This is a genomic window from Mycobacterium sp. (assembly GCF_004298145.1).
Taxonomy (GTDB): Bacteria; Actinomycetota; Actinomycetes; order Mycobacteriales; family Mycobacteriaceae; genus Mycobacterium.
In genome coordinates, this window is record NZ_SCRH01000030.1 from 192,148 (window position 1) to 205,082 (window position 12,935).

Genomic DNA, 12,935 nt, shown 5'->3' on the forward strand with positions numbered 1-12,935 from the left:
CCGTGAGCAGCGAAAACCAAGAGGCCAACGAACCCGAAGTCCTGGTCGAACAGCGGGACCGGATCCTCATCATCACGATCAACCGGCCGAAGGCCAAGAACGCGGTCAACTCCGCGGTGGCCAACGGCCTGGCCGCCGCCGTCGACCGGCTCGACGACGAACCCGGGCTCTCGGTGGGCATCCTCACCGGGGCGGGCGGCTCGTTCTGCGCGGGCATGGATCTCAAGGCCTTCGCCCGGGGCGAGTTGCCCATCGTCGAGGGTCGCGGCATGGGCTTCACCGAACGCCCACCGGTCAAGCCGCTGATCGCGGCGGTCGAGGGCTACGCGCTGGCCGGCGGCACCGAACTGGCATTGGCCACCGACCTGATCGTGGCCTCCAAGGACTCCGCGTTCGGCATCCCGGAGGTCAAGCGGGGCCTGGTCGCCGGGGGCGGTGGGCTGCTGCGGCTGCCGCAGCGCATCCCGTCCGCGATCGCCATGGAGCTGGCATTGACCGGTGAAAACCTGAGCGCGGAGCGCGCGCACGCGCTGGGCATGGTCAACGTCCTGGCCGACCCGGGCTCGGCGCTGGATGCGGCGATCGCACTGGCCGAGAAGATTGCGGCGAACGGGCCACTGGCGGTGGCCGCTACCAAGCAGATCATCGTCGAGTCCCGCGGGTGGAGCCCCGAGACCATGTTCGCCGAGCAGAACAAGCTGCTGGCTCCGGTGTTCTCCTCCAACGACGCCAAGGAGGGCGCCATCGCCTTCGCGGAGAAGCGCCCACCCAAGTGGACGGGCACCTGATCCATCGCTGGGCGGTTCGATCCCGGCCGGAGTGTCTGCAGGGTCTTCGCTGTCCTCGACGGTGCCGGGCCGCACGTTCCCGGCGTGATCTAAACTACAGTCGAGCATGACACTTTTGGCCAGCTTTGTAACGCGTTGATACCGGAGATAGATCGAGGATGAGCATTTCGTTGCTGCTCGAGATGGCCGCGTCGGGCGACGCCGAGCGCACGGCGGTGGTGTCCGGGGACTTGCGGCTGACCACGCAACAGCTCAGCGATCTTGCCGACGGCGGCGCGGGGGTGGTCGCGGCATCGGGTGCCAAGCACCTGGTCTACGTGGGCACCGGTGGCGCGATGCTGCCGGTGCTGATCTTCGCCGCGGCGCGTGCCGGGGTGGCCTTCACGCCGATCAACTACCGGCTCTCCGCCGAGGGCATCCAGGCGTTGATCGAGCGGCTGCCCGAGCCGCTGGTGGTCGTCGACAGCCGGTACCGGGAGGCGATCGGCGAGGTGTCGGACCGGGTGATGGTGTCCGACGACTTCCTCGAGGCGGGCCGCACCGCCGAGCCCGCGGCGGAGTTTCCCGACCCGGACTCGGTCGCGGTCGTGCTGTTCACCTCGGGCACCACCTCGCAGCCCAAGGCCGTCGAACTCTCGCACAACAACCTGACCAGTTACATCACCGGGACGGTGGAATTCGGGGCGGCCTCCGACACCGACGCCGCCCTGATCTGCGTGCCGCCCTATCACATCGCCGGGGTCAGCGCCGCGCTGTCGAATCTGTATGCCGGCCGCAAGATGGTGTATCTGCCCAATTTCGATGCGCAGGAATGGGTTCGGCTGATCAACGCCGAGCACGTGACCACCGCGACGGTGGTGCCGACCATGCTCGACCGGGTCGTCACCGTGCTGGAGAACGGCGACGGGGCGGCCGTCGAGCTGCCGTCGCTGCGCAACCTGGCCTACGGCGGCTCCAAGGTCGGCTTACCGCTGGTCCGCCGAGCCCTCGAGCTGCTGCCCAACGTGGGCTTCGTCAACGCCTACGGCCTGACGGAGACCAGCTCGACGATCGCGGTGTTGACTCCCGACGACCATCGGGCCGCGCAGGCGGCGCAGGCGGCGGAGGCGCCGGACCAGAAAGGCTGGGCGAGGCGGTTGGGGTCGGTCGGGCAAGCGGTGGCGGGCATCGAGCTGCAGATCCGCGACGAGGCCGGAAATGTGTTGCCGCCGGGCGAAACCGGCGAGTTGTTCGTGCGGGGCGAGCAGGTCTCGGGCCGCTACACCGGGATCGGCTCGGTGCTCGACGAGAACGGCTGGTTTCCCACCAAGGACATCGCGATGCTCGACGACGAGGGCTACCTGTTCATCGGCGGGCGCAGCGACGACACCATCATCCGCGGCGGGGAGAACATCGCGCCGGCCGAGCTGGAAGAGGTCCTGGTCGAGCACCCCCACGTGCGCGACGTCGCCGTGGTCGGTGTCGAGGACCCGCAGTGGGGCCAGGCGATCGTCGCGGTGGTGGTGCCGGCGGCGGGCGTCGCCCCCGACCCCGAAGAACTGCGTGAGTTCGTCCGCAAGAGTTTGCGCGGATCACGCACTCCCGACGAGGTAGTGTTTCGCGACGAGCTGCCCACCACCGCCACCGGCAAGGTCTTGCGCCGGGAGATCATCCAGACCCTCACTCCGATTGCGCGTCGGACGGCCCAGCAGTAAGCGATCAAGGACGGAAATCAATGGTCAAGAACGGAACTCGGCTCGCCAGCCAGGTATGCGACACGCAGGTGATCGTCGTCAGAAGCGCCGACAGCCTCGATGACCTGCGGTGTGGCGGTGTGCCGATGGTGCCGGTGGGCGCCGATCGCTCGGGCGAATTGGACCCGTCGTTCTCCGACGGCACGGTCATGGGCAAGCGCTACGTCGACGAAGCCGGCGCCGAGGTGCTGGTGACCAAGCCGGGCGCGGGGAGCCTGAGCATCGGCCAGACCGCGCTGCACCTCAAAGAGGTCAAGCCGCTACCCGCCAGCGACTGAGAAGGTCACCGCGAGCCGTCATGCTTGCCCGGAATTTTGTTCCGGACAACGAATTCTCTTGCCTTGATCAGGAATTCGAGCTGCTCGCCAACTTGGTGTAGTGGGCCCGCGTTGCGGGTCGAGCGGGAGAGCACGATACCGCCCTCCAGCGCGGCGATCGACGTCACGGCCAGCGACGCGGCATCGGCGTCGTCGAAGCCGTCGTTGACGAACGCGCTGGTGAGCGCGGTGCACCAGCGGCCCAGGATGGCGCCGGCCTCGGTGGAAAGCTTGGGACCATCGCCGTCGGAACAGCCGATCGCCGCCGCCACGACCGGGCAGCCGGCGGTGAAGCCGCCGTCGGTGAGCAGCCGCTCCCAGAAGCCGATGAACTCCTGTAACAACGCCCGGGCGCCCCGCCCGGCGGCGTCGTCGATCATGGCGGTGATGGAGTCGCCCGAGTAGCGCAGCGCTTCGGTCAGGATCTGATTGCGCCCGTCGGGAAAGTGGTAGTAGACCGAGCCACGCGGGGCGCCGCTGCGGGCGAGCACCGCGTCGATGGTCAGGCCCGCCGCTCCGCGCTCACGCATCACCTCAGCGGCGCTGGCCAGCATCTTTGTCCGCGTGCCGCCACGCTTTGTCGGGGCCTGCTCCTTGGTGGCTTCACCGCTCGTCGGCACTGTCGTACCTCCTGGGGACGGCGTCACGCAACCGGCGAATGCCGCGCCGCCGGCCAGTGCATATGGCGCGGGCTGAAGCGGAATGTCCGGCGCCGCAAGTCTGGCATCTCGCGGGTGAATTGATAGCCGGCGACGTTGAGCTCAATGATCCACATGGTGTTCTCCCGGCCTGTGTGCGGCCCTTGATTATGCTATGAACCATATAAGACATCCGTAAATTAAGCAATTTCTCGGGCGCGATGTGACGTAAGCCGCAGATACCGGCCGGTCGCCGTGCCGCCCACCGCATTGACGGCAGCGAAAATCCGCGAAAAATATGCTCTATTACATAATCGAGAGGGCTCGGTTCCCCGGGCGCGCGGTCACCACTGGCAAGACGCCGAACGTGCCCTCACGGCGAAAAAGCTAAGACGGGAATTTCGCCGTGAGCGCACGTTCGGCGCGCGCAGTGCCTAGGCGTCGACGGTGTAGCCCATCGGCATCAGCACGCTCTTCTGCTGCGTGAAGTGCTCGACGCCCTCCGGGCCGTTCTCGCGGCCGATGCCGGAATTCTTGTAGCCGCCGAACGGGCAGCACGGGTCGAACGCATACCAGTTGATGGCGTAGGTCCCGGTGCGGATCTTCTCCGAGATCTCGATGCCCTTGGGGATGTCGGTGGTCCACACGCTGCCGGCCAGGCCGTAGGCTGAGTCGTTGGCGATCTTGATCGCGTCCTCCTCGGTGTCGAACGGAATGATGCTCAGCACCGGCCCGAAGATCTCCTCCTGGGCGATCGTCATCTTGTTGTCGACGTCGGCGAACACCGTGGGCTGCACGAAGAATCCATTGTCCAGGCCCTCGGGACGGCCGCCGCCACAGACCAGCCGGGCGCCCTCCTCGATGCCCTTGGCGATGTAGCCCTCGACGCGGGCGCGCTGCTTCTCCGAGATCAGCGAACCGATCTGGGCGGCCGGGTCCGACGGTCCTCCGACCGGCAGGGCCTGCACGAATTCGCTTACGGCGTTGACGATTTCGTCGTAGCGCGAGCGTGGCGCCAGGATGCGGGTCTGGCCGACGCAGGCCTGCCCGGTGTTCATGATCCCGGAGAACACCAGCATCGGGATCGCCGACGCCAGGTCGACGTCCTCGAGGACGATGGCCGCCGACTTACCGCCGAGCTCCAGCGTGCACGGCTTGAGCATTTCCGCGGCGCGCCGGCCGATCTCCTTGCCGACGCCCGAGCTGCCGGTGAAGGTGAACAGGTCGACGTCGGGGTTCGAAGTGAGCGCCTGACCGGTCTCGATACCGCCGGGCACCACCGACAGCACACCCTCGGGCAGGCCGGCCTCGGCGAAGATCTCCGCCAAAGCGTTTGTGGTCAGCGGGGTTTCGGCGGCCGGCTTGAGCACGACGGTGCAGCCGGCCAGCAGCGCGGGGCCCAGCTTGTTGACCGCCAAGAACAGCGGCACGTTCCAGGCGACGATCGCGCCCACCACGCCGATCGGCTCGCGGTGCACGATGGTCTGCCCGTAGGAGCCGTTGCGGATCTCCCGCCACTTGACCTGGTCGACGGCGGGGCCGGCGAAGAAGTTCATCGCGCCCATCGAGCCCATCCAGTGCATCGTCTCGATGGTCGTCGGCGGCTGGCCGGTCTCCCCGGCGAGCAGAGCGCTCAGCAGCTCCTTGCGCTCCTCCATCAGCTTGACCGCGTTGGCGATGACGGCCGCGCGTTCCTTCGGCGGCGTCGTGGGCCAGGGGCCGTTGTCGAATGCGGCACGGGCCGCGGCGACCGCGGCGTCGACGTCCGCCGCCGCCGCCATCGGCGCCTTGCCGAAGTACTCGCCGGTGGCCGGACAACGCACCTCGATCACCTCAGAGGTGGACGGCTCCGTCCACTTGCCGCCGATGAAAAGCTTGTCGTATTCGGTCTTGATGTCGGTCATCTTCCGCCGCTCCTCCTCATGGCTTCGCTCGGCGCCGTCGCCGGCGGGCATGGCGCCACCCTACCCAAGCGAAAACGAAACGAGAACACGTTTCACTCTTGCGGTGAAAGCACCAGCACGAGATTGCTCACCAGGAACTCGCGCAGCACCGGCACGCCCGTCAGCCACCACGCCCATCGCGGGTGGTAGCGCGGAAATACGGCCAGCAGCGCCCCGGTGTTCGCGGCCCAGCTCAGCCCGTCGGCCGCGGACACCGCGAACAACGACGACCCGTAGTCGTTCTTCGGCGGGTGGCCGTGTTTGCGGGCGTAGCGCGCGGCGGCGCGCGCGCCGCCCAGGTAGTGGGTCAGGCCCATCTCGTGGCCGCCGAACGGGCCCAGCCAGACGGTGTACGAGAGGACGGCCAGGCCGCCGGGCTTGGTCACCCGCAGCATCTCGGCGCCGAGTTGCCAGGGCCGCGGCACGTGTTCGGCGACGTTGGACGACAGGCAGATGTCCACCGAATCGTCGGCGAACGGCAGCGCCATGCCCGACGCCCGCACGAAGGTTCCCGTCGCCGCGGCTATGGCGGGTCCGCCCGCGTGCATCTCCCTCGGGTCGGGCTCGACCCCGATGTAGCCGACGCCGGCATCGGCGAAGGCCGCCGCGAAATAGCCCGGGCCGCCTCCGACGTCGAGCAGGGTGCGGCCGGCCGGGGAATCCCCGTGGGCGGCCCGCCACAGGTCGCCCACCATCGCCGCGGTGTCGGCGGCCAGCGCGCCGTAGAAGCGGTCCGGATCGGACTGCTCGTAGCGAAACTGCGACAGCAGCCGCACCGAGCGGGCCAGCGTCGCCCGGCGAGCGAAGACCCGCATGGGATTCGGCGTCACGACCACCGGCCAACCCTACGGCCGGCGACACACATACTGTGGCGGCAAAGAGGGTAAGGAAGCGTCGACGGCACAGACGACGGCTCCGACGAAGGTGGTTCAGGCAGCGAATGGATGTCCCCGATTGGGTATGGGCCCTGACCGTCCTGGGCATCGTCGGCCTGTTGGCCTTCGACTATTTCTTTCATGTCCGCAAGGCTCACGTTCCGGCGCTGCGGGAGGCCGCGGTCTGGTCGGCCGCCTATGTCGGCGTCGCGCTGCTGTTCGGCGTGGCCTTACTCGTGTGGGGAGGCCATGAGGAGGGCCCGGAGTATTTCGCCGGGTACGTCACCGAAAAGGCGTTGTCGGTCGACAACCTGTTCGTCTTCCTGATGATCATGGCCAGCTTCCGGGTCCCGCGCGAGGATCAGCAGAAGGTGCTGCTGTTCGGGATCGTCTTCTCCCTGATCGCTCGCACCGGCTTCATCTTTCTCGGTGCCGCGCTGATCAACACCTTCGCGTGGGTCTTCTACCTGTTCGGGTTGATCCTGCTGATGGCCGCCGGCAGCATCCTGCGGCCGGACGACGCCGAGGAGTCCCGCAGGGCCGACAACGTCGTCATCCGGATGGCGAAGAAGGTCCTGCACACCTCCGAGCACTATGACGGCGACAAGTTGTTCACGACGGTCGACGGCCGGCGCGCCATGACGCCCATGCTGTTGGTGATGGTCGCCATCGGCGGCACGGACATGTTTTTCGCGCTGGACTCCATCCCGGCGATCTTCGGTCTCACCCAGAACGTCTACGTCGTCTTCACCGCGACGGCGTTTTCGCTGCTGGGGCTGCGGCAGCTGTACTTCCTCATCGAGGGCCTGCTGGACCGTCTCGTCTACCTCTCCTATGGGCTCGCGGCGATCCTCGGTTTCATCGGCATCAAGCTGATCTTGCATGCCCTGCACGAGAACAACGTCCCGTTCATCAACGACGGCGAGCGGGTGACCCTCGTCGAGATCAGCACCTACCTGTCGCTGGGCGTGATCGTCGGTGTCCTCTTCGTCACCATCGTCACCTCGTTACTCAGCCCCATGGGCAAAGCCCGGACGGCGATCGCCGGCGCCCGGCGGCACGCGACCGCCTACCTCGACTCCGAATACACCCACGATCCCGCCGAACGCGAGCGCATCTTCCGCAAGCTGCTGGGCGAGCGCGATCAGATACTCGCGCTCGGCCCGAAGTACCGCCAGCTGGTCCACGAAGAGCCGGCCCTGATCGACCTGTTCGACCGCGCGGCCGCCAAGCATGACGAAGCCGTCGGCCGCGGCGAGGCCGAGCCATTCAGCAAAACGGGGCTGGCCATCTGAGCGGCGGCTCGTCCCCGCGACCGGGGCGGGTACTGTGGCACCATCGCTATAGCCCGCCGGATCTGGGCCCTGTTTTCTCCGCGGTGATGAGCGTGTATCCGATGTGTCCGGCCTTGACCGCGTCGGCCACCAGCCGCGTGTACGCCAGCACGGCATCGGGTGCAACGCCGTTGTCGGCGAGAAGCTTTGGCGCTATGACGCGCAGCGCGGTGATCCGGGCGTCGATACGGTCGATCATTTTCAGCAGACTGTCGTGGTGAGATTCGATGTGGCGCAAGTGAAGTCCTGCCCGCTCCAGGATGCCGGTGTAGTCGGTGAGCGTGCGGGCGTCGGCGACGCAGGCGACCCAGGCGGTCAGTGAGGTCAACTCAGCCGGCAGTCCTGCCTCGGTGATCGTGACATCGGTGATACCGGCCAGGCCACCCGGACGCAGAATCCGCGCGAACTGGCGCGCCGCGGCGTCCTTGTCCGGAAACGTGCATAGCGCACATTCGCACACTAGCGCGTCGAACGTGTTGTCGGGCAACGGAAGTTCTTCGGCGTCGCCACGGTGGAATCGCACCTGCTCACCCAGCCCGGCGGCCGCCGCGGCGGTTCGGCCGCGGTCAACGTTGATCTCGCCGAGGTCGACGCCGTCGACGGTGACGTCGTATTCACTCGCGAGTAGGCGGGCGGTGGCGCCAGGTCCGGAAGCGATATCGGCTACCCGCTGCCCCGATCGCAGCCCAAGCACCTCGGCCAGCCTGCGGGTCAAGGATGCACCGCCCGGGTGATAGGACTCGCCGAGCAGCAACGCGACGATGTCGCGGGAATACGCGTCGGCGCAACACGCTTTGATCCGGTGCGGCTGCACGGTCATCGGTGCACCGCCGGTTGTCCAGTGTTGGTCGCGTCGCGCGCAACCCCCTTGCGCCCCAAGGCATCAGTGCTGGCGTGTTTGGAGCCATGCGGAGAGTCGGTCAACACCGCGGCAAGCGGGGCGGCGTTGGGCACGATGTCGGGCACCGGCACACCGGTCAGCTGTTCGCGGACCTGCTCTCGATAACCAACGGAGTTGTACGCGCAGAACGGGATCAGTCGTCCATCGGGAACCACTTGCTGGACACAGCATTTCATCAGCTGTTTGACGTTGAGGGTGTACGGATCCTGGAAGTCTTGGATGACGATGGCGAACACCCGATCGGTGAGCTGTGCGAGCGCCTCGGGCAGGTTGATCCCGCACGCGTCGGCGCACTGCAAAACGTCGGCCGCCCGTCGCAACTGCTCGATCGTGGCATCGGTGCCCAGCACCGCCGATGCCGACCACAGACCCTCCAACGCGTGCCGGATCGCCAGGTCGGGAATGACCCGGTTGGAGATGTAATCGAGGTAGTCCTCGACGTCGAGCAGCCGCGGAATCGGGACCACGTGTTCGCCGTCGGTGAGCAGGTAGGTGATGGATCGGCAGCTGGGGAAACAGCAAGGCACGGGGAAGAAATCGTCGGCCTGAAACCACTCCGGCAGCTGCGCGGCGATGCCGTGGATGATGTCGGAGTTGGTCAGCCGGGTCAGCGGATCGAACTGTAGATGCCGGCCGGCGTGGGTGACCGGCTGGAACACCACCGATTGCACCGCGGGTTGCGTCATGCCGTGGCGGATGATCGCGCCGAGCTCGTGATCGTTGACACCGCGTTCGACCGCGGCGACCAGGCTCACGGTCAGGCCCACCGCCGCGCAGTTGTCCAGTGCGCGGGCCTTGACGTCGCGCAGGTCGCGGGCCCGCAGCTGGTGGTGTGTGGCTTCCTCGAGGCCGTCGAACTGCAGATAGATATGTACGGGGCGACCGGGCCGATTGCGCGCGGCGAGGTCGTCGACAAATCGCCGATCCGATGCCAGCCGGATGCCGTTGGTGTTGAGGATGACGGTTTTGACCGGGCGTGCTTGGGCGGCGTCGACGAACTCGAGGATCCGTTTGTGGATCGTGGGTTCGCCGCCGGAGAACATCACGACTTCGGGTTCACCCTCGGCGGCCACGAACGCGTCCAGCATCCGTTCGCACTGCGCCAAGGTGATCGCATACCCGTCGAGCTGATGCCCCGAGTCGGCGAAACAGATCGGGCAATCCAGATTGCAGTGCGTGTTGACCTCGATCAGGCCCAGGCAGGCGTGCTGTTTGTGGTCGGGGCACAGGCCGCAGTCGCTGGGGCAGCCGTCGCGGATCTCGGTCTGGAATTGCAACGGAATGGTACCCGGCTTGTTGAATCGCATTGAGTCCATGTACATCTGGGCGTCGCCGTATACCAGGGCCTCGAACTCGCCGTGGTCGCGGCATCGCTTGCGCAGATACACCTTGCTGTCGCGGACGTTGACCTGGGCGTCCACCACCACCTTGCACACCGGGCAGATGCTCTTGGTGTACTCGATGAACACCTCGTCGCGATCTCGCTTCGTCGCCGCCACCCGATGCCCCACTTCCCGTCGGCCCGTCCGACCGGCCCACCTCATCACGGCGCGCCCGTGTGCGGTGAGCAACTGTCAGGAGCCGAACACTCCGCTGGTTGTGTCACCCAGACGACAGTTCGCGTGCACACCGCACCACAACAGCGTGCTATAGCGGAAAGATGATGGCAGGAGATGAGCGAGAATGATTCGTGCTACCTGGAACGGGGCTGTGCTCGCCGAAACGCCACGCACCGTGCGCGTAGAGGGCAATCACTACTTTCCGCCCGAATCGCTGCGCCGCGAGCATCTGATCGACAGCCCGACGAAATCGATCTGCCCGTGGAAGGGCCTGGCCCGCTATTACACCGTGGCGGTCAAGGGCGACACCAACCCGGACGCCGCCTGGTACTACCCCCACCCGAGCCCATTGGCGCGCCGGATCAAGAACCACGTCGCGTTCTGGAACGGCGTGCACGTCGACGGCGAACCCGAAGGCGACCGACAGGGGATCGCGCAACGGGTGGCGGCATGGCTTGGCGCCAATGCGGCTCGCCGCGGCGGTCGAACATGAAGCGCCCAACTGTGATCGAAGATCTCACCGAGAACCCCCAGGCGGCAGGTAGCCGGGTGCCGATGTGGCGCATCGGTATCACCGGCGGTGTGGTCGGCATCCTCTGCTGCGCCGGTCCCACTGTCCTAGCGATCTTTGGAATCATCAGCGCCACAACGGCATTAGCGTGGTCCAACAATCTCTACGGCAACTATGCGTGGTGGTTTCGCCTCGGCGGCATCGGTGTTCTCGCGCTGCTGGTGTGGATTGCGTTGCGGCGACGAAATCAGTGCAATATCAATGCGATCCGGCACCTGAGATGGCGACTGGCCGCGATGCTCGCGATCGCGGTCGGCACCTACGCCCTCTTATACGCCGTGACGACCTGGCTCGAAAGGTTCGCCTAAACGGCCCTGCACCGCCTCGATCAAATGCCGTCTTCGAAGCGAGCCCGGCGGGTCGTCCTCATCCGCGCGTTGTCTGGCCGATGCGGCGGGGCGCGGGGGTGATGCGCATGCAGGCGGCCAAGGCGGCGAAGTTGTCTGCGGCCAGCGATCGGGCCAGCAGCACCAGCTCGGCCACCCGGGGATCGGTCACCGTGTAGTGGGAGAACCGTCCCTGCCGGCGCATCTGCACATAGCCGCAGTCCGACAGGCAGGCCAGATGCGACGAGACGCGCCCCTGCGCGAGGCCCACATGCGCGACGCATTCGGTGACGGTGTGCTCGTCGTGCAACAGGAACTCCAGCAGCCGCAGCCGGACCGGGTCGCCCAGGGCCCGGAAGAACTTCGCCACCACCTCGACGCCACCGGGGTCGGTGGGCAGCAGCGCAATCCGTTCGCGACCCTGCGCGTCGGTCATTGGTCAGCCACCTTCACAAGTTCCATTCATCTCCGGACGAATCGAGCGTAGCATCGTGATATCCGGGTATCCGGATATATCACGGGTTACGGGAGGGGGGCTGTTGCAGTACGACCTGGCGATTATCGGCTCGGGGGGTGCGGGGTTCGCGGCGGCGATCGCGACCCGCGGCAAGGGGCGCAGTGTGGTGATGATCGAGCGCGCCACGATCGGTGGGACGTGCGTGAACACCGGGTGTGTGCCGTCCAAGGCTCTGCTCGCCGCCGCGCAATCCCGCCACGTCAGCCTCGACGGGCGCTTCCCCGGGATCCTGGTCGCACCGTTCGGTGTTGACCCGCCGGCGTTGTTCGCCGCCAAGAACGACCTCGTCGCCGCGCTGCGCACCGACAAGTATCTGGACCTGGCCGCCGACTACGGCTGGGACATCCTGCCCGGCACAGCCCGCTTCGCCGAGGGATCCATTCTCGATGTTGCTCTCAATGCGGGTGGATCAGAGCGGGTGCGGGCCGAGCACTACCTGGTCGCCACCGGCTCGACACCCTGGGCGCCGCCGATCGACGGGCTCACCGACGCCGGGTATTTGACCTCGACCACCGCCATGGACCTCGCAACCCTGCCGTCGTCGATCATCGTGCTGGGCGGCAACGCGGTGGGCCTGGAACAGGCCCAACTGTGGAACCGACTGGGCGTGCAGGTCACCGTGGTCGAGGTGCGGGACCGGTTGGCCCCGTTCGAGGAACCCGAGATCTCCGCGGTCATCGCCGATGTCTTCGCCGACGAAGGCGTCGCCGTATTCGCCGGCACCACGATCACCCGCGTCGAGCGCGACCACGGCGGCTACCGACTGTCCTACGCCGGCCCCGGCGGGCGCGGCGAGTTGCGCGGTGAGCAGCTGTTGGTGGCGACCGGACGCCGAGCGGTCACCGCATCGCTGAACCTTGCCGCGGTCGGGGTGAAAACCGGCCCACGCGAAGAGATCCTCGTTGATGAGGGTCTGCGCAGCGACCACCCCCGGATCTGGGCCGCCGGTGACGTCACCGGAGCGCCGCAGTTCGTCTATGTTGCCGCCGCGCAGGGAAACCTGGTGGCCGACAACGCCTTTGATGGCGCTCAACGCAGCCTGGATTTCGCCGCGCTGCCGCGGGTGACGTTCACCAGCCCCGCGATCGCCACGGTTGGGCTCACCGACCAGCAGGCCCGCGCAGCGGGCTACCGGTGTGAGTGCCGGGTACTGCCGCTCGAGTATGTGCCCCGCGCGATCGTCAACCGTGACACCCGCGGATTGATCAAACTGGTCGCCGATCAAGACACGCGGCGACTGTTGGGCGTGCATGTGATCGCCGAGGGCGCCGGCGAGGTCATCGCCGCCGCCGTATCGGCGATGACCAACCAGACGACGGTGGCACGGCTGGCCGAGCAGTGGAGCCCGTATCTGACCATGGTCGAAGGACTCAAGCTCGCGGCCCAGGCGTACACCCGCGACGTCACCAAACTGTCTTGTTGCGCCTGAACCT

The 12,935-nt window shown here is 66.9% G+C and carries 14 protein-coding genes; 7 read left to right on the forward strand and 7 right to left on the reverse strand.

The genetic code is table 11. From position 1 onward, the window contains the following. The first annotated feature begins 2 nt into the window (after window positions 1-2). From EPN51_RS11340 to EPN51_RS11350, 3 genes are all read left to right on the forward strand, one after another. Entirely contained in the window at window positions 3-788 is a 786-nt protein-coding gene (locus EPN51_RS11340) for a crotonase/enoyl-CoA hydratase family protein (RefSeq protein WP_293042118.1), read from the forward strand. Between the two features lie 158 nt (window positions 789-946). Beyond that, the gene (locus tag EPN51_RS11345; protein ID WP_293042120.1) at window positions 947-2,482 is read left to right on the forward strand and encodes a long-chain fatty acid--CoA ligase; all 1,536 of its coding nucleotides are present in this window, start codon (window positions 947-949) and stop codon (window positions 2,480-2,482) included. A gap of 20 nt (window positions 2,483-2,502) precedes the next feature. Then, window positions 2,503-2,799: a hypothetical protein gene (locus EPN51_RS11350; protein ID WP_293042122.1), complete on the forward strand. Its 297-nt coding sequence runs from the start codon at window positions 2,503-2,505 to the stop codon at window positions 2,797-2,799. A gap of 5 nt (window positions 2,800-2,804) precedes the next feature. Here EPN51_RS11350 and EPN51_RS11355 read toward each other — a convergent pair whose 3' ends face one another. The 4 genes from EPN51_RS11355 to EPN51_RS11370 form a co-directional block, all read right to left on the reverse strand. Then, window positions 2,805-3,392, reverse strand: a complete 588-nt coding sequence (locus EPN51_RS11355; protein ID WP_293042312.1) for a TetR/AcrR family transcriptional regulator — start codon at window positions 3,390-3,392, stop codon at window positions 2,805-2,807. Between the two features lie 89 nt (window positions 3,393-3,481). Beyond that, window positions 3,482-3,613, reverse strand: coding sequence for a hypothetical protein (locus tag EPN51_RS11360; protein WP_293042125.1), 132 nt, complete (start codon window positions 3,611-3,613; stop codon window positions 3,482-3,484). A gap of 297 nt (window positions 3,614-3,910) precedes the next feature. Continuing rightward, window positions 3,911-5,380 (reverse strand): aldehyde dehydrogenase, encoded by a 1,470-nt coding sequence (locus tag EPN51_RS11365; protein ID WP_293042314.1) that lies wholly within the window; start codon window positions 5,378-5,380, stop codon window positions 3,911-3,913. Between the two features lie 92 nt (window positions 5,381-5,472). After that, complete coding sequence (locus tag EPN51_RS11370; RefSeq protein ID WP_293042317.1) at window positions 5,473-6,234, reverse strand: class I SAM-dependent methyltransferase; 762 nt, start codon at window positions 6,232-6,234, stop codon at window positions 5,473-5,475. Between the two features lie 125 nt (window positions 6,235-6,359). Between EPN51_RS11370 and EPN51_RS11375 the strand changes: the two genes are divergently transcribed. Beyond that, entirely contained in the window at window positions 6,360-7,589 is a 1,230-nt protein-coding gene (locus EPN51_RS11375; RefSeq protein ID WP_293042127.1) for a TerC family protein, read from the forward strand. 46 nt (window positions 7,590-7,635) lie between these two features. Here the strand turns inward: EPN51_RS11375 and EPN51_RS11380 are convergent, their stop codons facing one another. Together EPN51_RS11380 and EPN51_RS11385 are read right to left on the reverse strand one after the other, a co-directional pair. After that, window positions 7,636-8,448, reverse strand: coding sequence for a class I SAM-dependent methyltransferase (locus tag EPN51_RS11380; RefSeq protein WP_293042130.1), 813 nt, complete (start codon window positions 8,446-8,448; stop codon window positions 7,636-7,638). Then, window positions 8,445-10,028 carry a radical SAM protein gene (locus EPN51_RS11385; protein WP_293042133.1) on the reverse strand — a complete coding sequence of 528 codons (1,584 nt, stop codon included), beginning with the start codon at window positions 10,026-10,028 and terminating at the stop codon, window positions 8,445-8,447. Before EPN51_RS11385 ends, EPN51_RS11380 begins: the two co-directional genes overlap by 4 nt. 184 nt (window positions 10,029-10,212) lie before the next feature. On the opposite strand from EPN51_RS11385, the gene EPN51_RS11390 reads away from it, so the two are divergent. Then, window positions 10,213-10,581: a DUF427 domain-containing protein gene (locus EPN51_RS11390; protein ID WP_293042136.1), complete on the forward strand. Its 369-nt coding sequence runs from the start codon at window positions 10,213-10,215 to the stop codon at window positions 10,579-10,581. Then, window positions 10,578-10,967, forward strand: a complete 390-nt coding sequence (locus tag EPN51_RS11395; RefSeq protein WP_293042139.1) for a hypothetical protein — start codon at window positions 10,578-10,580, stop codon at window positions 10,965-10,967. The genes EPN51_RS11390 and EPN51_RS11395 overlap by 4 nt, the downstream gene beginning before the upstream one ends. A gap of 58 nt (window positions 10,968-11,025) precedes the next feature. On the opposite strand, the gene EPN51_RS11400 is transcribed toward EPN51_RS11395, so the two are convergent. After that, window positions 11,026-11,421 carry a metalloregulator ArsR/SmtB family transcription factor gene (locus EPN51_RS11400; RefSeq protein WP_293042142.1) on the reverse strand — a complete coding sequence of 132 codons (396 nt, stop codon included), beginning with the start codon at window positions 11,419-11,421 and terminating at the stop codon, window positions 11,026-11,028. A 103-nt stretch (window positions 11,422-11,524) separates the two neighbouring features. Between EPN51_RS11400 and merA the strand changes: the two genes are divergently transcribed. After that, the gene (gene merA, locus EPN51_RS11405; protein ID WP_293042145.1) at window positions 11,525-12,931 is read left to right on the forward strand and encodes a mercury(II) reductase; all 1,407 of its coding nucleotides are present in this window, start codon (window positions 11,525-11,527) and stop codon (window positions 12,929-12,931) included. Window positions 12,932-12,935: the final 4 nt, after the last annotated feature.

What these genes read in the sequence shown, in the direction of transcription:
- EPN51_RS11365 (WP_293042314.1), bottom strand. Translation starts at nt 5,380, where the DNA reads ATGACCGACATCAAGACCGAATACGACAAGCTTTTCATCGGCGGCAAG.
- EPN51_RS11370 (WP_293042317.1), bottom strand. Translation starts at nt 6,234, where the DNA reads ATGCGGGTCTTCGCTCGCCGGGCGACGCTGGCCCGCTCGGTGCGGCTG.
- EPN51_RS11355 (WP_293042312.1), bottom strand. Translation starts at nt 3,392, where the DNA reads ATGCTGGCCAGCGCCGCTGAGGTGATGCGTGAGCGCGGAGCGGCGGGC.
- EPN51_RS11380 (WP_293042130.1), bottom strand. Translation starts at nt 8,448, where the DNA reads ATGACCGTGCAGCCGCACCGGATCAAAGCGTGTTGCGCCGACGCGTAT.
- EPN51_RS11400 (WP_293042142.1), bottom strand. Translation starts at nt 11,421, where the DNA reads ATGACCGACGCGCAGGGTCGCGAACGGATTGCGCTGCTGCCCACCGAC.
- EPN51_RS11350 (WP_293042122.1), top strand. Translation starts at nt 2,503, where the DNA reads ATGGTCAAGAACGGAACTCGGCTCGCCAGCCAGGTATGCGACACGCAG.
- EPN51_RS11395 (WP_293042139.1), top strand. Translation starts at nt 10,578, where the DNA reads ATGAAGCGCCCAACTGTGATCGAAGATCTCACCGAGAACCCCCAGGCG.
- EPN51_RS11360 (WP_293042125.1), bottom strand. Translation starts at nt 3,613, where the DNA reads ATGTGGATCATTGAGCTCAACGTCGCCGGCTATCAATTCACCCGCGAG.
- EPN51_RS11390 (WP_293042136.1), top strand. Translation starts at nt 10,213, where the DNA reads ATGATTCGTGCTACCTGGAACGGGGCTGTGCTCGCCGAAACGCCACGC.
- EPN51_RS11375 (WP_293042127.1), top strand. Translation starts at nt 6,360, where the DNA reads ATGGATGTCCCCGATTGGGTATGGGCCCTGACCGTCCTGGGCATCGTC.
- EPN51_RS11345 (WP_293042120.1), top strand. Translation starts at nt 947, where the DNA reads ATGAGCATTTCGTTGCTGCTCGAGATGGCCGCGTCGGGCGACGCCGAG.